General features: G+C 36.0%; 15 protein-coding genes. 4 read left to right on the top strand and 11 right to left on the bottom strand.

Annotated features, from left to right (window positions below; genetic code table 11):
• Positions 1-106: 106 nt before the first annotated feature.
• Positions 107-835: a DUF554 domain-containing protein gene (locus IGJ66_RS01820; protein WP_218658070.1), complete on the bottom strand. Its 729-nt coding sequence runs from the start codon at positions 833-835 to the stop codon at positions 107-109.
• A gap of 156 nt (positions 836-991) precedes the next feature.
• Between IGJ66_RS01820 and IGJ66_RS01815 the strand changes: the two genes are divergently transcribed.
• Entirely contained in the window at positions 992-1,882 is an 891-nt protein-coding gene (locus IGJ66_RS01815) for a LysR family transcriptional regulator (RefSeq protein WP_218658069.1), read from the top strand.
• A gap of 242 nt (positions 1,883-2,124) precedes the next feature.
• Here the strand turns inward: IGJ66_RS01815 and IGJ66_RS01810 are convergent, their stop codons facing one another.
• The gene (locus IGJ66_RS01810) at positions 2,125-3,189 is read right to left on the bottom strand and encodes a HAMP domain-containing sensor histidine kinase (protein WP_067481413.1); all 1,065 of its coding nucleotides are present in this window, start codon (positions 3,187-3,189) and stop codon (positions 2,125-2,127) included.
• A complete protein-coding gene (locus tag IGJ66_RS01805) occupies positions 3,186-3,860 on the bottom strand; it encodes a response regulator transcription factor (RefSeq protein ID WP_067481415.1) in 675 nt (224 codons plus the stop codon). The genes IGJ66_RS01810 and IGJ66_RS01805 overlap by 4 nt, the downstream gene beginning before the upstream one ends.
• A gap of 142 nt (positions 3,861-4,002) precedes the next feature.
• Between IGJ66_RS01805 and IGJ66_RS01800 the strand changes: the two genes are divergently transcribed.
• Entirely contained in the window at positions 4,003-6,339 is a 2,337-nt protein-coding gene (locus IGJ66_RS01800) for an ATP-binding cassette domain-containing protein (protein ID WP_430616742.1), read from the top strand.
• Between the two features lie 79 nt (positions 6,340-6,418).
• On the opposite strand, the gene IGJ66_RS01795 is transcribed toward IGJ66_RS01800, so the two are convergent.
• From IGJ66_RS01795 to IGJ66_RS01785, 3 genes are all read right to left on the bottom strand, one after another.
• Positions 6,419-6,715: a hypothetical protein gene (locus tag IGJ66_RS01795; protein WP_218658068.1), complete on the bottom strand. Its 297-nt coding sequence runs from the start codon at positions 6,713-6,715 to the stop codon at positions 6,419-6,421.
• Between the two features lie 172 nt (positions 6,716-6,887).
• A complete protein-coding gene (locus IGJ66_RS01790; protein WP_218658067.1) occupies positions 6,888-7,598 on the bottom strand; it encodes a DUF4811 domain-containing protein in 711 nt (236 codons plus the stop codon).
• Positions 7,595-9,073 (bottom strand): MDR family MFS transporter, encoded by a 1,479-nt coding sequence (locus tag IGJ66_RS01785; protein WP_067481423.1) that lies wholly within the window; start codon positions 9,071-9,073, stop codon positions 7,595-7,597. The genes IGJ66_RS01790 and IGJ66_RS01785 overlap by 4 nt, the downstream gene beginning before the upstream one ends.
• 138 nt (positions 9,074-9,211) lie before the next feature.
• Between IGJ66_RS01785 and IGJ66_RS01780 the strand changes: the two genes are divergently transcribed.
• Positions 9,212-9,685: a MerR family transcriptional regulator gene (locus IGJ66_RS01780; RefSeq protein ID WP_430616741.1), complete on the top strand. Its 474-nt coding sequence runs from the start codon at positions 9,212-9,214 to the stop codon at positions 9,683-9,685.
• 106 nt (positions 9,686-9,791) lie between these two features.
• On the opposite strand, the gene xylB is transcribed toward IGJ66_RS01780, so the two are convergent.
• Together xylB and IGJ66_RS01770 are read right to left on the bottom strand one after the other, a co-directional pair.
• Entirely contained in the window at positions 9,792-11,306 is a 1,515-nt protein-coding gene (xylB, locus tag IGJ66_RS01775; RefSeq protein ID WP_430616740.1) for a xylulokinase, read from the bottom strand.
• A 165-nt stretch (positions 11,307-11,471) separates the two neighbouring features.
• The gene (locus IGJ66_RS01770; protein ID WP_430616739.1) at positions 11,472-12,626 is read right to left on the bottom strand and encodes a class C sortase; all 1,155 of its coding nucleotides are present in this window, start codon (positions 12,624-12,626) and stop codon (positions 11,472-11,474) included.
• Between the two features lie 159 nt (positions 12,627-12,785).
• Here IGJ66_RS01770 and IGJ66_RS01765 point away from each other — a divergent pair, with 159 nt between their 5' ends.
• Complete coding sequence (locus tag IGJ66_RS01765; protein ID WP_430616738.1) at positions 12,786-14,453, top strand: hypothetical protein; 1,668 nt, start codon at positions 12,786-12,788, stop codon at positions 14,451-14,453.
• Positions 14,454-14,653: 200 nt separating this feature from the next.
• On the opposite strand, the gene IGJ66_RS01760 is transcribed toward IGJ66_RS01765, so the two are convergent.
• From IGJ66_RS01760 to IGJ66_RS01750, 3 genes are all read right to left on the bottom strand, one after another.
• Positions 14,654-14,929, bottom strand: a complete 276-nt coding sequence (locus IGJ66_RS01760) for a hypothetical protein (protein ID WP_271027403.1) — start codon at positions 14,927-14,929, stop codon at positions 14,654-14,656.
• Between the two features lie 446 nt (positions 14,930-15,375).
• Complete coding sequence (locus IGJ66_RS01755; protein WP_430616737.1) at positions 15,376-16,206, bottom strand: endonuclease/exonuclease/phosphatase family protein; 831 nt, start codon at positions 16,204-16,206, stop codon at positions 15,376-15,378.
• A 36-nt stretch (positions 16,207-16,242) separates the two neighbouring features.
• Positions 16,243-18,411, bottom strand: coding sequence for a PTS transporter subunit IIBC (locus IGJ66_RS01750; RefSeq protein ID WP_430616736.1), 2,169 nt, complete (start codon positions 18,409-18,411; stop codon positions 16,243-16,245).
• Positions 18,412-18,482: the final 71 nt, after the last annotated feature.

Here is an 18,482-nt window from a genome sequence, read left to right as displayed (position 1 = left end):
CTGATAGGATGTGTGTAGAATTGAGGACACTTAACTTTAAAATAAGTTAGATTTGTTATAGTTGCGCTCTCTTACTGTAATTGTTTATTGATTTTAGATTTAGATTTTAGAGAAGTGGCAAAATGATATTCGTCCACAACCAACTAAGTGGCATCACTACAATCATCGCTGGAATCATATCAGCAACTGGAAACATCTTGACATGGATCATTCGAAAACCCGTCGCAAGCATCAAGAAGCCACCGCAAGCCTTGAAATCCAAAATCATTGCTGGCGTGGTCATCGGGAAAATGAATTTTGCTAATAAAAACAAAGCATAAAAAATAATAAATTGTGGTATTGCAACGACGGAAACTACAAATCCTAAATTACAAGCAAAAATCGTTGCTGTAAAAAAATCTAAAACTGATTTTGAAATCAAAATCGTATTATCTCCGGTCATTCCTGAATCAATACTTCCGTAAATCCCCATCCCACTTGCACAAAACAATACAATCACCGTGACTAACGTGTTAATGAACTCTTCATGAGATAAACCCAAATTTTCACTAGGAAATAACTTTGAAATTGGCTTTTGCATCAGATTTGCACCTTGATCGATTCGCTCGCCCAGATGAATGACTAGCCCAATCACTGTTCCAATCACTAAAGCAAAAATGACAGGTGGCATATTTTTCATCGGACCCATCGAATAAATTCCCATTCCCATTGAACAGACACCAAATACCATCATCAATTGTGTTTTAAATCGATTACTTAGCTTCTCTCCTAAAAAACCTCCAAACAGTCCGCCAAAAAAGACTGTTCCGACGTTGATCAATACTCCAGTTGGCATAAAAAAACTCCCTTCGACTTTAACGCTCTTCATTTACCTTTTTTCAAAAAAGCGTTCCTTTTCGCTGCATTTTTTAGTCTATCAAAGTTTTTTTATTCAACCAATTCAAATTTCATGTTAAAGTATTCGTAAACAGAATAGTTAGGAGAGGATTCCTTGAATATTCAAAAACTTGTTGTCTTTCTTGATCTAACAAAAACATTAAGCTTTACTAAAACAGCAGAACACCTTTTCACGACACAAGGAACCATTTCCAAACAAATCATTGCTTTAGAAAAAGAACTGGACGTTCAACTCTTTGATCGTACACATCGAAAAATCGAGTTAACTGAAGCCGCTAAACTCCTTCTACCATATGCAAAAAAAATTGTCGAACAATATCAAGAGATGAACGATGTACTAGAAACGCATACAAAAAAGCAAAATCTTTCTTTAAGCATTTTAACCATACCTACTATGACTCATTATGCTGGCTTTCGTCACATCACCCAATTTTTGAAACTTCATCCAGAATTTTCAATTCAACTTAAAGAGGTTGAAAGTGCAGAAGTCCCCTATTATTCAACTGAGCAAACTGACTCAATTATTTTTGGTCGAAATTTTCATGAGCCACCGGCAAATTTTGAATGGCTTCCAACCGAAAAAGATTATTTTGTTGCCGTACTTCCAGCTCATCATCCTTTAGCACAAGCTAAAAAATTAAATTTGCGCGAACTAAAAGACGAATCCTTTTTATTACTCGGACAACAGACCAATCTTTATCAGCCCGTAATTGATCTTTGCCACGAAGTTGGGTTTGAGCCTAACATTGTCTATAACGGTTCTCGAATGGACTTGATTCTCAACATGATCGCAAACGATATGGGCATCTCGATTGTGATGGAAAAAACGGTTAATTATCTATTAAAGGAAGATACAGTACTCGTTCCCATCACACCAAACAGAGAAAGTTTTCTGGCATTTGCTAGAAAACAAGGTGAACATTCTTTAGCCTCAAATACGTTTTGGAAATACTTAAAACAAAATATACAGCTTCTTAGAAGTTAACTTTCTTGTTCAACTTCTAAAAAACTGTATAAAATAATGTATCTTTTCTTCGCTTCTCTGATATAAAAAATCATGAGGAGCTTTTTTGGTTAACTCTTTTGTACCATGTGCGCTATCTGTTCGGAGCTAAGCATTTTGTGCCACAACCTTCTGTGTTGCCAAAGTAGTTCCCTTGGCAATAAATCCTCTTTTCATAAAAATAGAGAGAGCTATTTTTAGAAAAGCATTCTTATTACTTGAAGCTAAACGCTTTGCGCCACAACATTTTTCTCGGTATTCTCCAAACGTATCATCACCGTTGTCCCCACATTTTCAATACTGCTATAATCAATCCGACCCTGATGCAATTCTAAAATTTTCTTTACTAGTGAAAGACCCAAACCATTCCCTGCATTTTGATGGCTCGTATCACCTTGATAGAACTTATCAAAAATTTTTGTCACGGTTCCTTCATTCATTCCAATCCCAGAATCTGTCACTTCTAGCACGACTTCTTCCTTTGTTTGCGCTAGTTTTACTGAAATTTTGCCAGTAGGAAGATTATATTTGATAGCATTATCCATAATATTTAGCCAAACTTGATACAAGAGTTCTTCATTTCCAAAATACTTCACTTTTTCCATTTGGATATCCAACTGCAACTGTTCCTTTTCCCATTTTGGTTGTAAAAATAAAATCACTTCTCGAATTTGTTCGTCCAAACGAAATTCTTTTTTCTCCATCAATGTATGTTGGTTTTCTAGCTTATTTAATTTCAAAACATTTTCTGTTAATTGCGAAAGTTGTGTGATTCCTTCGATGATTCGTTGTAAAAATACCTGTCGTTCCTCACCTGAGAGGTCAGGATTTTGTAATAATTGGACATATCCTTGAATGGTTGACAAAGGCGTCTTGAATTCATGTGAAACATTGGAAACAAAATCATTACGTAAAGTTTCGATACTATTTAATTCTTGTACCATCACATTAAAATCTTGATACAATTGCTGAACTTCTGCTACTTTTTGTTGTTCATTCATCTGAATTGTAAAATCACCCTTTGCTACTTGGCTCATGTTTTTTCGTAGTTCACTAATCGGATACAAGATCCCTCTACCAACAAAAGCAGAAATCCCTGTACCAACTACTGCACTAAAGCCAGCTAAAACCATGATTGGATACAACGTTGGCCGTTCTGTCGGTGTCCAAGAGCGTTGATTTGCCAGTAAATAAACTAATCCTACAAAACAAGCAAGTGTCACTAAAATAGACAAAAAGACAATCAATGCAAAATAAATCCAGAGCTGAGAAAATATTTTTTTCTTCATTTTTTGATAACCGCCTTATATCCGAGTCCACGAATCGTCACAATTTGAAAATCTTGGTTGTTCTCAAAACGCGTACGCAAACGTTTCACATGAACATCGATCGTTCGTTCCTCCGTATTCGTGTCAATCCCCCAAATCTCATCCATTAGTTGTTGGCGCGTAAAGATTTTATTAGGATAGGATAACAATTTATACAATAATAAAAATTCTTTCTGCGGTAAAATCATTGCATCCTCTTTGCATGTCACCTCGTATGTTTCTTGGTCTAAACAAGTCTCGCCAATTATCAGACGTTGACTATGATTGATTTTTGCTCGACGTAATAAAGCCTCTACCCGCAAAACCATTTCATTGACATCCACTGGTTTCGTCATGTAATCATCTGCACCCAAATGAAACCCACGTTTCTTATCCTCAAAGGCATGCTTTGCAGTAATAATTAATACAGGCGTTTCAATATTACTTCCTCGTAAAGTATCCAATAGTGTATAGCCATCCATCGCTGGCATCATCACATCGGTAATAATCAAATCAACATGATTATTTTCAAGTTTTCTCAGCGCATCTTCGCCATTAAATGCGAGGATCACAGAAAATCCAGCTCGTTTTAACACCGATTGATACAATAATTGTAAATTTTCATCGTCTTCAACAACTAAAAGTCGGTTCATTACGCTTTTCCTCATTTTTCTAAAAAATTTCTTGAATGTTTCACTCAGTTCATATTCAGTTAACATTCATTCATTATACTTCTACTATCATTCTGTTATAGTTGTTATTATACAGAATATTTTTAATGAGAGAAGGATGAAGATGCTACAACTAAAAGATATTAAAAAGTATTATAAAGTTGGTGAAACGACAACTAAAGCATTAGACGGCGTTTCCGTTGCTTTTAGACAAAAAGAATTCGTCGCGATTCTCGGTCCAAGTGGTTCTGGAAAAACGACTATGTTGAACGTTATCGGTGGATTAGATAATTATGATTCAGGCGACATGGTCATCAACGGAAAATCAACAAAAGATTTCAAAGATAGTGACTGGGATGCCTACCGTAACAATTCGATTGGTTTTGTTTTCCAAAGTTATAACTTGATTGGACATTTAGGAATTATTGAAAATGTCGAACTTGGGATGACTTTAAGTGGCGTTCCTAAAGAAGAAAAACGAAAAAAAGCAGAAGATGCTTTGGTTCGCGTTGGCCTTTCTGCCCACATGCACAAAAAACCAAATCAACTTTCTGGTGGTCAAATGCAACGTGTAGCAATTGCCCGTGCTTTAGCAAATAATCCTGATATTTTATTATGTGATGAACCAACTGGGGCGCTAGATACCGAAACAAGTATCCAAATTATGGAATTGATTCGAGAACTTTCTAAAGAAAAATTAGTCATCATGGTCACACACAACCCTGAACTAGCTAATCAATACGCTGATCGAATCATTGAATTTTCAGATGGAAAAATTTTGGCAGACTCTCATCCACATATTGAGCGACCAAAAAATGATCAATTCAATTTGCGCCGAACAAAAATGAGTTTTTGGACAGCCCTAAAACTTTCTTTCAATAATATCCGAACAAAAAAAGGGCGAACATTTTTGACCTCTTTTGCATCAAGTATTGGGATTATTGGGATTGCGATCGTCTTAGCCTTGTCTACTGGCTTCCAAAAACAAATTGATAGTACACAATCAGAAACAATGTCAAAATTCCCAATTACGATTTCAAAAGTTACAACTAGTCAAACAAATAACTCTGCCGCACTTGGCGCAAGTAAAGCTGACTATCCAAACAAAAAAACAATCACCGCAAAAACTAGCGATGAAGATAAAGCTCAACACACAAATAAAATTGATCAAAAATACGTCGATTATGTAAATGATATTGATCCTGATCTAAGCAATAACATTGGTTTTACTCGCTCAACAGGAATTAATTTGCTTCGTGAAATTGATGGAAAAGCTCAACCAGTAAGCTTCTCAAATGCGAACCCTGACAACGATGGACTTTCTTTCTCAAGTACGATGGCTTCCATGACTGGCGTTGGTGTCTCAACTTTCCCAACACAATTAGCAGCTGATAAAGGAAACTTTTTAAAAGACAACTATTCCCTACTTGCGGGTAATTATCCAAGTGCAGCAACTGATGTCGTTCTGATCGTTGATGGAAACAATAATACAAATATCAACGCACTTAAAAATCTTGGTTTTGATGTGAAAGAAGATCAAAAATTTGATTTTGATCAAATTATTGGCACAACATTAAAACTAGTGAACAACAATGATTACTACTCACAATTGCCAACTGGAACATTTATTCCGAATTCTGACTATGAAAAAATGTACAATGACTCAACAGAAGGATTAAAAATCGCGGGTATTTTACGTGTGAAATCTTCTTCAACAATGAATCTTTTATCTCCAGGTATTGCTTACAGCGACCAGCTAACAACACAAATCGTGAACAACAACAAGGATTCTGAAATCGTTAAAGCACAACGAGACAGTGATACAAATGTGATGACCACTGAAAAACTAGATGCCTCTGCCAAAGAAACATTTATTAGTTATCTTGGTGGCGACAGCTTACCATCAAGTATTATGATTTATCCAAATAACTTTGAAGACAAAGATAAAGTTCTTAATTATCTAGATGACTACAACAAAGGGAAATCAGAAGAAGATAAAATCATCTATTCTGACCTTGCGGGTACGATGACTGAATTAACTGGCGGATTGATGGATGCCATCACTTATGTATTAGTCGCTTTTGCAGGAATTTCATTGGTTACAAGCATGATTATGATTAGTATCATCACCTATACTTCAGTAATTGAACGAACAAAAGAAATCGGTGTGTTAAAAGCCCTGGGTGCTCGTAAAAAAGATATTACTCGAGTCTTTGATGCCGAAACTTGTATCTTAGGGATTTCTTCTGGTATTTTAGGAATCTTGATTGCTTGGTTAGCTACATTCCCAATCAACAGTATCTTGTATAGCATGACTGATTTGAAAAATGTTGCTCAACTAAACCCTGTTCACGCATTGATTTTAGTAGTTGTTTCAACTATTTTAACAATGCTTGGCGGACACATTCCAGCTCGTATGGCAGCTAAAAAAGATGCTGCTATTGCTTTACGCGCTGAATAACCAACTTATATTTACAACCAAAAAAGCAGTTGAAATTAGCGCTGATTTCAACTGCTTTTTTTATTTGTTTTTCAACTATTCACAGCTTTGGAATACTATCTTGTCCCTTATGCCAAAGTTCTTCTGCAGTGTAGCGATCGGTTTCATTCAACACAACCGTTCCATCTGGTCGAATTTCAGCTTTGCTCCCAATCCACATATTTGTCGTTGTTCCTAAAAGGTTTTTACGTACCCCTTTGCTGTTTAGTTTGAAAGCATCTCCGAGATCTTCAACCCAGTGTGATTTTAGGTATTTGGTCTGACCATTCTCAAAATCTACTTTCAAAATATTGGCTACATTTTCCACTTTGATTGCTTTCGGTATCTGTTCTTCCATTACTACTCCTCCAATCTTTTTTCAGATATCCCCCACACCGCAAAAAAAGAAAGCGCTATCTTAAACTAGTTTAACACGTTAGAAATCTTCCTACAATCACTCAAAAAAATAGACTAGAACCTTTACAGGTCCCAGCCTATTTTTTAAACAGTTGGTCAAACAACTGTTTTTGTCATTTATTTTTTTTCACTTCTTGAATCAATTTGGCAAATGCTTCTTGTTGATAAGCAGCTGTCAATTTCTTGGTTAGCGCTTCTTGCTCAGATTGATTCATTTGTGGATTATTCATCATCGCTTGTTTCAAGCCGTCCTGAACATAAGCTTTTGCTTCACTTTCCATGGTACCTTGACGTTCTTTGGAAAGTTTAGCTAATTTTTCTGCTTGATCTGTACTTAAAGTAATCCAGTCTTTTGGTAATTTAAACGTATTGACGCGTTTGTCAAATTCGTGATTATTATCTGCTAAATTAAACCAAAATTTATAATGGTCGTTCTTGTATACCCAGTAAGTCGTTTTTGTGACTTTTTCAGCAGCTCCAGTGGTTGTTTCTACTTTGTTCGTTACATTGTCTGTTCCAGTAGCTGTTGGTTTTTTCTGACTGTCTTTGGTTTTATACAAGTAGATTTTTTCAGTGCCATCACCAAGTTCTTTATAAAGTAGCAGATTGGCACCCGAATCAGCACTAGAAACAATTTTTTTCGTTGTTGTTTCCGTCACTCTTTCCATTCCAAAATGGTTAGAAACATTCGCTACAATCAATCCTAAAGCTCCAACAAAAACGGCACCAAAGATTAATGAAAGGACTGTTTGCCATGCTTTTTTGGCAAAAACATTAACCAAAGCAAAGGCAAGTAAACTAATAATTAAAACACCAATTATCATGCTTGATCCCCCTTCACTGAAAGTTCTTTAAGTGGTTCTTTTTTCTTTAAGAAGAAAGCAATGACAAAACCAATGATTCCAAAAATAATCGCAACAACAAACGCAGCATGATAGCCAGATAAAGTTGCATTGATTGCTTGATCTTTATAAGCCAACGGTGTTGCTTTTAATATTTCTTTGTCAGGTAAATTATCTTTTGTAACATTGGTCAAGACACTAATCAAAATCGCTGTCCCAATAGAACTTGCAATTTGACGGAATGTATTATTAACTGCCGTACCATGGCTAATCAAATTATTTGGTAAAGCATTCATTCCTGAAGTTGTAACTGGCATCATAACCATTGAAATACCAAACATCCGAATCGCATATAAAATCACGATATAAACAATTGGTGTTGTTTCTGTTAAAAATGCAAATGGTGCAGTGGCAGCAGTTAAAATAAACATACCCGTGATGGCTAAGCGTTTCGCACCATGCTTATCAAAAATCATCCCTGTGATTGGCATCATCGCTCCCATGATCAATGCACCTGGAAGTAGCATCAATCCTGAGTGGAAGGCTGATTCTCCACGAATATTTTGAATATATAATGGAACAACCATTTCAGCACCAACCATCGCCATGTTCGTTACACCAGCTAAAATGGCTGCAATGGTGAAAGTTGCTGATTTAAAGACACGAAGCTCTAAGAATGGATGTTCTAGACGTAACTGACGTAATGAGAATAAGATAATAAAAATTATCCCAACAATCAAGAAACCAATTACTTGGACACTTCCCCAACCTTCATTACCTACACTAGAAAATCCATAAAGCAAACTACCAAATCCAATTGTTGATAGAATTGCTGAAAGTATATCAATACTTGGATTAGATAACGGAATTACGCTCTTCATCAAGAAGATTGCCAAGACTAAAACCAAAAGAACGATTGGAATAATCATTCCAAATAAATCACGCCATTGGTAATTATCAATGATATAACCGGATAATGTTGGTCCTAATGCTGGTGCAAGTCCAATAACAATTCCAGACATCCCCATGGCCGAACCTCTTTTTTCTGGCGGGAATATCGATAACATAATATTTTGCAATAATGGCATTGAAACACCAACACCTGCAGCTTGGATTAAGCGACCAATCAACAATGTTGAAAAGTTAGGTGCGATATAACAAGTAATCGTTCCAATTAAAAACACAGTCATCGCTGAAAGGTATAAGCTTCTTGAGCTGAACTTGTTAATCAGCCAAGCTGTAATTGGGATCATGATCCCATTCACTAATAAGAATCCGGTTGTTAGCCACTGTACATCGGAAGCTGTAATATCAAAAGCTTTCATCAATGTAGGAAAAGCTGTTGTCAACAGCGTTTGATTCAAAACGGTACAAAAGGTACCAATTAGTAAAACAACCACTAATAATGAGCGGTTATATGGTTTGCCGTAAATATCTACGGGCTGTTTTTTACTCATGTGTCTCCTTCTTTCTAATTATTTTTGCGAAATCACTAGAATACTTTATTCCTAATCAGATAATTTGTCAACCTGCTTGACACGAAAGTCAACAAAAGTATAATTAAGGAAAGAAGAAGGTCAAAAGGAGTGACAAAAATGATTTATAACCACCTCAAAGAACTATTAAAAAATGATCATTTACTTGTTGGTATTAGTGAACTTAGTGAACTTGTTGGTGTTTCTCCACGTCAATTGCGTTATTGGGAAACGAAAGGTTTTATTCAATCTGTCGAAACCGATTCCACTGGGCCAAGAAAATATCGTTTGCCTACAGTTGATAAGGTTGAAATTATCAAACAATACTTAGATGAAGGATATACTTTGACGAAAGCTGTTGAAAAAGCAACTGCTCATATTCAAAAAATGCATCATGTTCGTAAAGTTTTTTCAAAATGTATCAAAGAAATCGAATTATTCGATCAACGTTATACAGCGATTTCATTTGGGGATTTCAAAGAAGATGACTCTCAAATTTATATTATCCATGATGATGAAACAGATGAATTAACGTACAAAATCGTCCCTGTAGCTGAAAACGTAGACATTAAAGAACTAATTAGAGAAGCTTAGTCTTCGATCGCTCAAAATAAATTTCAAAAATTTGAAACACTCATTTTCTTCTTCAACTCAATTTATTTTGAGCACAATTAAGTGAGTGGTTCTTTTTTTTGCTTTTTTATTCTTCTTCCACATTCTCATCGTCAAATGCACGCAATTCATGACTTATCACCTTTGTCTGACCATAAACTTGTTGATAAATCGAATAAATTTTTTGATAGGTTCGAACATTTTCGGTGATTGGTGTTGCTACTTTGTGATAACTCACAAAGCTTTTTGCACAAATTTCCAGTGAGTCAAACCAACCAACACCCACTGCTGCAATCATTGCAGCACCCATACTTGGTCCTTCTTCAACAGCCAAGGCAAAAATTTCTGCATCAAAAACATCCGCTTGAATCTGTGCCCATTCTTTATTTTTAGCACCTCCTCCCACAGAAATAATTTCAGTGAACGTTTTTCGTAGCATTTTTTCAAGCAATACCTGAACATCTTTCAAGGAAAAAGTAACACCTTCTATCACCGCACGCATAAAATGTGGAAATGTATGCTTCGTATCAATCCCTAAAAAGCTCCCTCTAATTTGTCCATCTGGATAAGGTACCCTTTCTCCAACAATATATGGAGTAAAGAGCAACCCATTTGCTCCTGGCAAAACCTTTTCAATTCCTGATAAAGCTTCTGGAAAGCTCTTCTCTTGAGCAAACGTCTGTTTCATCCACTGCAAACTATACCCTGCCGCTAAAGTAACACCCATCAAATAACAGCTAGCAGGAACTGCATGATTGAACCAATGAAGCTCCCCAGTGACTGGTTCCTGCCCCTCTCCACAAGTCAGAAATACGCCCGACGTACCAATACTTACTAAGCCTTTTTCTGAGGAAAAAATCCCCGCACTTAACGCTGCACAAGCGTTGTCCGCCGCGCCAGCCATAACTTTTACTTTTGGACTAATCTTTACATCGCCTAAAGACTCGGGCAACAACGTCCCAACACACTTTAATGATTCGACTAATGGTGGAAAATATGTGAATGGAATGTCAAAACTTTTTGCCACTTCTTCTGACCAAACTTGTCGTTCGAGATCCAGTAACAAGGTTCCTGCTGCATCTGAAAAATCTATGTGCATTTTTCCAGTTAATCGATATCTAAGATAATCTTTTGGTAATAAAATATGGCGAACTCTCGACCAGATTTCTGGTTCATTTTTCTTTACCCATAATAGTTTTGGAAGGGTGAATCCCTCCAGAACTTGATTTTTCGTAATTTCTAAAAGCTGTTCCCCCAGTTTGTCCTTAATCTGTTCACATTCTCGGCTTGTGCGAACATCATTCCACAAGATAGCTGGACGCAATACCTGCTTCTTTTCATCTAATAATACTAAGCTGTGCATTTGTCCTGAAAAACTTATTCCCTTTAGGTTTTCGCTAAAATTTGCTACTTCTGCTACAAACTTCCTTAACACTTTTTGTAACGCAATGAACCAATCATCTGGATTTTGTTCACTCCAACCAGTCTGCTTCTGAAAAAATGAATAATGCTCACTCGCACAAGTGATTACCTTGCCAGCTTTATTTGTCACAATTCCCTTTAACGAACTCGTTCCTAAATCAATCCCTACCACATATTCCATCAAAAACACTCCATTCTTTATTCTCTCTAACTGACAACTTTCGATCCCCTTCATCATGTAGTTACGTCTTTTTTTATTTTTGTGTGTCAAAAAGTAAATTTTTTTACAAAAAAATGCTGGAACAAATAATGTGCCCATCACTTGTCCCAGCTTTTTATTTTGATTTTATTCGACGATAAATTTTCGCTTACCAATTGCTAACTGTTTAACTCTTTTTCTTCTACTAATGAATAACATAGCTGATTCCTTCTTCTTTTTCACACCAAACTTAATCCTGCCGTCGTTATGGGAGACATCTACTAATTGATATTGTCCACCTGGCAATTGCTTAAATTCTACCCGTCCAAATGGATCACTCGTTGCTTCAACAGGTTCTCCCTCTCTAAAAACGAGTCGTCCTTTTTGCATTAAACGAAAAGTAGTTTCTGTTATTGGCACCTCAGACGTATCAAGCACAGTAAAAGAAAAATCAAATATTTTTTTACTCAATTGATGGTGATAAACTAAACGGTAAGCTAAATAAATTAAGGCTAACGTGGCAACAAGCACACCAACCAGAATCAAAACATACCGTAAAACTCGCCATTGATTTCCTTTTGATTCAGTTGCCTGCACTGCTTCGTTGTAAGGAATGCGGTACCCCGTCACTAATAAACGATGGGAATTAACCATATAAGGTGTACAAGTTAACAATGTAACCAGATCTCTGCCTTCTTGAATCGTTAAGGACGAAGTATCATCTGGCATTACCACTTCAATCGCATCGACTTGATAAGCTAATTTTTTGTCTAAGACAGTTAAGATAAACTGATCACCAATTTTTAATTCTTCTAAATCAGTAAAAAACAAGCGATTGGGTAAGCCTGAATGTGCGGAAATAACCGAATGTGTTGACTTTCCGCCGGTAGGAAAAGAGGTTCCCTGTAAAACTCCTGCACCAATTTCTAAAACATCAGTAGTTGTTTCATCGTAAAGTGGCAAATTGATGTTGATTTTAGGAATATTGATACTGCCAATCAATTCGGCTTGCGTGCTCTCTACCTTTTTTTCATCTTTAAAAGGATCTGCACCAGGATTGAGCCCGTTTTTTTGTAAACGTTCGTTCTCCGCTGTCATTTTTTGTTGTAAGGCATTCGTTTCTTCGACAGATTTCTTTTGCGCCTGTTCAATTCTCTTTTGATCAATCAATCCATTCAAAGAATCAACATAAAAAGGGTAGAGGGCTATCAGCAACCCAACGAGAATCAACAATAACATCGTTATTTTCAGGAATAGCTTTTTTATATTTTGTTTTCTTTGAGTTGGCTTTTCATTTTTCATACACACGCCTCCTTTGGTACCCTTTTCATTTATCATTACATAGTTAATAACCTTTTTCAACAATAGACAGTTGTTTCAATTTCTTTTCGAAATTCTTGCCTCCATTTTCAATTGGTTTTATCATAGAACTAATTCATTCAATTGAAAGGAGATTTCCCTTTGAAAAAAATCAGACCTTTTATGGTGATTGGCTTGATTGCGTTTATTTTTATTCTTCCACATTTGTTCACACACCAACTGATTCTTGGTGCAGATGCTTCGTTTCATTATAATCGCTTTTATGAAACAGCTCAGCAAATTAAAAACCATAATTTTCATTACTTTATTTCCGTTTACGGATTCCAACAAAGCGGCCGGATTGTCAACGCTGTTTACGGGCCATTTTTTGCTTATTTTCAAGGATTACTTGTACTGATTTCTGGAAGTTGGTTCCATTATCAGATAGTTTCTAATTTTATTTTGTATTTGATCGCTGGTTGCTCTATGATTACTTTGTTGAAGTATGCAAAAATAGCGGATTTGATTGCTGTACCAACTGCTGTCATTTTTATGAGTACTTATTCTATACAGTATTGGACAATCAATCAAGGATTTACTAGCTGGGGAACAGCCTTTTTGCCTTTATGTTTACTACCAATCGTTGATTTTATCGTTAATAAAAAGTTTCCTTTGAAAAAAGTAGCTGTTTCCATAGCTTTAATGACTCAGATTCATTTACTTTCAACTATCATGCTTATTTTAATGTACGTGCCTTTTTATGTAGCTTTCTTTTTTTCGCAAACCGATCGAGGAAGTCAATTACTACAACTTGGAAAATCAATTTTACTTTACTTTCTTCTCACTGCGAATATCTGGGTTAGTCTACTAATTGTGTACTCTGGAAATGACATTTTAGCACCGTTCGTTAATAAAAACATGAGTGAAAAGGCAATTAATCTCGGTGGAAATTATTGGTTACACTATCCAAGAATATTTCCTATTATTTTAGCTATAGGTGTTCTGTTACTAGTTTTATTCCGAAAAAAGTTAACTTTCTTTGATAAATTACTCTTTGGAACAAGTTTGTTTTTCTTGTTACTCTCAACCAGTCTGGTACCTTGGACGACCCTGATAACAAAGGGTGTCCCTTTTATTCGTTTGATCCAATTCCCTTTTCGTTTTTTCGTGCCCTTCACGGTACTGTTCTTACTACTCCTTGCATTGGTCTTCAGCCATTGGCATTCCCAAAAATGGTTAAAGGTAATCGGTGTATCTTTGGTAATTATTTGTACTGTTCAAACTATTCAGACACTCTCTAGTCACTTAGCCCAGTGGGAACAAACAAAATTTGTCAGCAGACATACTTATTTATTTGAAGACCAAGCTACCACGAGGAAAACATTTTTTAATAAAGATTTAGAAACTAGTTTATTTGCTTTTCAAAAAACAACGCCAGATTATCTACCAATCTATCAAGAAACTAGTGCAAATAAATATGACCGTTATAGTCAAGACATTCTAGATAATGAAACAAAATATATCAAGAGCTATTCCGACGGTGCTTTAACTGTTACGTGGAAAAACACGGGTACCCAAACAGTAAAACTGCCAATTATTGTCTACGATCGAACAAAATTAGTTCGAAATGGCCATACAATTACAGACTATCAATTAACTGATATTGGTACGCCAATCATTAAGCAACACAAAGGAATCAATAAAGTAACAGTTCATTACTCACCACCGTTTTATTTTTATTTTTCTTTCGTTGTCTCCCTTGTTACTTGGGGAATCTTATTATTGTTTTTTGGGTATCAAGTATATAAATCCTTCCGCAAAAGCAAATAAACAGTTAGGAAATTTTTTTAAATAAGAAACTATTCTCATGTATAACAACTGAATCAAAAAACACCCCTATGATAGCTGACATTCTCAGCTATCATAGGGGTGTTTTGAATCAATCGTCTAATTTTATGCCAAGTAAAACGACGTTTAATCCTGTAAAAAGCCAGTCATTTTATAGGTGGCGAAATAAGTAAACCACTACTTCATTTTCTTCGTCTCCTTCCCAAAGCAAATAAAACTGCAATAATAATCAAAATGATTCCTGCTACGACCAATTCAATATAAACATTTTCTCCAAAGGACGCGATGGATTGTTTCCCTTCACTCTCAATCAAGTTTTCTTTACTAGATGAGGGATAACTAGCCGAACTTTCTTCCACCTTGCTCTCTTCAGATGACTCATTAATCGTTTCTTCTGTTTCCGGAACATAAAATTTCACTTTACCTTTTGTATCCGTAGCAACCAATAGATTATGCATTCACTACTCCCTCCTTCCAATTTATGAAAGCTTCCTCTCATTCAAAGCCTTACCAGTTTTTTATCTTTTGACTACTGCAAAACCTCCACTTAAAATAAAACGTTATTGTTTAACGTAGACAAACTTCTTTTAAAACGATAAAAAGTCCTTTAACCTATGACTCAACTAAACCAACCTGAAATGCTCACTACTCACAGTTACTCTATGTCCTTCGAGAGCATTTTTTTTGCATACATATTCTATTTTATGTATTAAATTTACCATACACACGAAGAAAGAAATATCTTTATGCTCATAGATTATTCTTAGTTTTATACTCTAAAAACAACGTCTTAAAGCTAGCTCTGCGAAAAAAACAACGCACAAAAAAACTACCGACCAAAGGTTTCTAGTCAGTAGTTTATTTGTTATTGTTTCTTGTTTCATTTCATCAACGCGTGTGCTGCTTAAAATTTAGTAATTTCTATTTCAACACCAAAATGATCACTAACAACTGGCGCATTTTTACCATCAAATACGACTTGGTGTGCGTCAACAATACTAGTTGCCGGAACAAAAATATAATCAATTCTTAGTTTCCGAGTATTTTCTTTCCAACCATCAATGGCTTGCTCTACCGTTGCTTCACCGCTCTTTACTTTTGCTATAGAATAGCTATCTCTTAGAGCAAGTGGACTTTTTTCAACGAGTGAGTAGCCTGCTTCTTGCGCTGGATTATTAAAATCACCAAGTAAGAAAAGGGGGTTAGTTTCTGTTAATAATCGTTTTTCTAACTGATGCCATTCGAAAGCAAAGCCAGAATTTTCATCCTGCCACCAAGAAAAGTGAGTACTTACGACACAAATTTCTTTTCCTTGGAATAACGTATTGCCAATCAGTAGTTTTCTCGTTCGATAATCTTGATAATTACTTGTTTCAGACACAACAATTGCTTCACTTGTCAAAGGATTTTTTGAAAGCAGAGCATTTCCTTCTTCATAAATATCATAGCCAATATGACTCATGTCCCAGCTCCAATAATAGGTCCGCCCTTTCATTGCCAACTTTTTGACTAAACAATAAGCAAAGTTATCTTCATGAATACTTTTTTGCCCACTTACTGGGCAAAAACCAATAAGCTCACTTTGAGAAACAATAACTGAATCCACTAATTGATTCACTTCTTGTAATGCAATCACCTCATAATCAGCTTCGATAATTTTCTCAACTAATTGTTGTAACTTTCGTTCAGCCTCTTTTTCTAGCCAGCTATGTGTATTTAGTGTGAGCAAATTCATTTGTCTGACTCCTTTTTTATTTCACAGATTTTCCCTTTAAATATGGATAGTTCCAACCACTTCATTCGCTTGAACATTTCCAAAACGTGGGATTTCTAACGTTTCAATTTTATCACTGTTAGTAAAAACTACCATAATTGTTTTTTCTTTACCCGCTTTTTCGACAACAGCTAGATCCATCGATGCAAGTTTTGTTCCTGCAGTAACTGTTTGTCCTTCTTTAACAAAAACTTCAAAAGCTGTTTCCGTTAATTCAACTGTATCAATCCCCATATGAATTAAGATTTCAATGCCGTCTGTTGTCTGCAAGCCCATTGCGTGTTTGCTTGGGAATATACTAATGACTTTCGCATCAACTGGTGCTACAACAGTTTCTTGTGCTGGAATAATAGCTAATCCTTCACCCATCATTTTTTGAGAAAATACAGGATCATCAACATCTTCTAGCGCAATCAGTTCTCCTGTTGCTACCGCATGAATCGCTTGCTCTTTGCCTAAAAAAGTCGTTTGTTCTTCTGTTGAACTTACTAGATTATTTTTTGGTAAAGGAATAGTTGCACCAGATTGTAACAAATCTTCAATATCAGATTTCAAAACATCTGCTTTTGGTCCATAAACGGCTTGCACTCCATTGTCTTTTACAATCAATCCCATTGCTCCAGCACGTTTCCAAGCATCTTCTGCTCCGACCTTTTCGCGATCATTGACACTCACACGTAAACGAGTCATACATGCGTCTACTTCACTAATATTTTCTTTACCACCTAACAAATGAATGATTTGAATAACTTGTTCGCTTGCTACACCTTCACTTGTAGTTGCCGTTTCCGTTACTTCCCCGCCGTCATTGTCATAATTTCCATTACGTCCAGGTGTCGCAAAATTGAATTTTTTGATTAAAAAGTTTGCTAAGAAATAAGTTCCTACACCAAACACTACGACACACAGAACAAAGTTAAGTAGATCGCCACCTAATCCTGCCTTGATCGCTAATGGTGTCCGTGTCAATAACTCAATATTCCCAAAAGAATGTACTCGTAATGGCAAGATATCTGCCATTGCAAAAGCTGCCCCTTGGATAAAAGAATACACAATATATAAAGGCATTGCTGCAAACATAAACATGAACTCAAGTGGCTCTGTCACACCTGTCAAGAAAACTGCCAATGCTGCTGAGAAATACATTGATTTATATTTTGAGCGTTTGTCAGCATCCACATTACGATACATTGCCAAAGCCAAGCCCATTAAAATACCAGACGAACCAATCATTTGTCCGACTTTAAAACGTGCAGGTGTCCAATTTTCTAATACAAAAGCATATTGTGATGTGTCACCAGCACCTTTAAGGTTGACTAAGTCCGTTGCCCAAGCAAGCCATAATGGATCTTGACCAAATACTTGAGTTCCAGCTTGTGCACCAGATAAAATTTCATACGTTCCGCCCAATTGTGTGTAATTGATTGGAATCGTTAACATATGATGCAAACCAAAAGGTAAAAGTAATCTTTCAAGTGTTCCGTATAAGAATGGTGCTAAAATTGGCGCACTATCTTGTGATTGAGCAATCCATAGACCAAAGTTATTAATCCCTGCTTGGATATTTGGCCACACAATAGCAAGAATCAAAGCAACAATTGTAGACCATAAGATTACAACAAATGGGACAAAACGTTTCCCATTGAAAAATGATAATGCATCAGGTAATTTTCGATAATTGTAATATTTATTGTAAGCCATCGCACCAACAAATCCGGCGATAATCCCAACAAAAACCCCCATATTTAAAGCAGGCGATTCTAAAACACTAGTGAAGAAACCTTTAACCATGATTTTTGTACCAAATAAGGTATGAGTAAATGCCTCTTCATTCGCCAACATATCAGTAGTAACACCAAAAATTGCTCCAGTGATTCGATTGATTAATACAAATGAAATCCCTGCAGCAAATGCACCGCCTGCACGATCTTTTGCCCAACTACCTCCAATAGCTAATGCAAATAAAAGATGTAGATTTCCAATAATTGCCCAACCAATACTCTCAACTACACCACCAGTTGTAACTAGTGGTGCAAAATCTGGATTGATTAGTGGTAGTGACTTCCCAATACTAATCATTAACCCTGCAGCTGGCATCACTGCAACAACAACCATCAATGCTTTTCCGAATTTTTGCCAAAACTCAAAACTAAATAATTTCTTCATGTTCTCTCTCCTTTGCGCAATCGGTTTCGCTACATTGCCATTATAGCTTGGGTTTTATTTTTTGTAAATGC

It is taken from the genome of Enterococcus sp. DIV0176 (assembly GCF_050528535.1).
Lineage (GTDB): Bacteria > Bacillota > Bacilli > Lactobacillales > Enterococcaceae > Enterococcus_B > Enterococcus_B thailandicus.
The sequence above is the reverse complement of the archived record's forward strand: the minus strand, read 5'-3'. Positions and strand labels throughout refer to the sequence as shown.

Excerpts from the sequence above, each read along its gene's own strand:
- IGJ66_RS01820 (WP_218658070.1), bottom strand. The coding sequence starts at position 835 with ATGCCAACTGGAGTATTGATCAACGTCGGAACAGTCTTTTTTGGCGGA.
- IGJ66_RS01810 (WP_067481413.1), bottom strand. The coding sequence starts at position 3,189 with ATGAAGAAAAAAATATTTTCTCAGCTCTGGATTTATTTTGCATTGATT.
- IGJ66_RS01805 (WP_067481415.1), bottom strand. The coding sequence starts at position 3,860 with ATGAACCGACTTTTAGTTGTTGAAGACGATGAAAATTTACAATTATTG.
- IGJ66_RS01800 (WP_430616742.1), top strand. The coding sequence starts at position 4,003 with ATGCTACAACTAAAAGATATTAAAAAGTATTATAAAGTTGGTGAAACG.
- IGJ66_RS01795 (WP_218658068.1), bottom strand. The coding sequence starts at position 6,715 with ATGGAAGAACAGATACCGAAAGCAATCAAAGTGGAAAATGTAGCCAAT.
- IGJ66_RS01790 (WP_218658067.1), bottom strand. The coding sequence starts at position 7,598 with ATGATAATTGGTGTTTTAATTATTAGTTTACTTGCCTTTGCTTTGGTT.
- IGJ66_RS01785 (WP_067481423.1), bottom strand. The coding sequence starts at position 9,073 with ATGAGTAAAAAACAGCCCGTAGATATTTACGGCAAACCATATAACCGC.
- IGJ66_RS01780 (WP_430616741.1), top strand. The coding sequence starts at position 9,212 with ATGATTTATAACCACCTCAAAGAACTATTAAAAAATGATCATTTACTT.
- xylB (WP_430616740.1), bottom strand. The coding sequence starts at position 11,306 with ATGGAATATGTGGTAGGGATTGATTTAGGAACGAGTTCGTTAAAGGGA.
- IGJ66_RS01770 (WP_430616739.1), bottom strand. The coding sequence starts at position 12,626 with ATGAAAAATGAAAAGCCAACTCAAAGAAAACAAAATATAAAAAAGCTA.
- IGJ66_RS01760 (WP_271027403.1), bottom strand. The coding sequence starts at position 14,929 with ATGCATAATCTATTGGTTGCTACGGATACAAAAGGTAAAGTGAAATTT.
- IGJ66_RS01755 (WP_430616737.1), bottom strand. The coding sequence starts at position 16,206 with ATGAATTTGCTCACACTAAATACACATAGCTGGCTAGAAAAAGAGGCT.
- IGJ66_RS01750 (WP_430616736.1), bottom strand. The coding sequence starts at position 18,411 with ATGAAGAAATTATTTAGTTTTGAGTTTTGGCAAAAATTCGGAAAAGCA.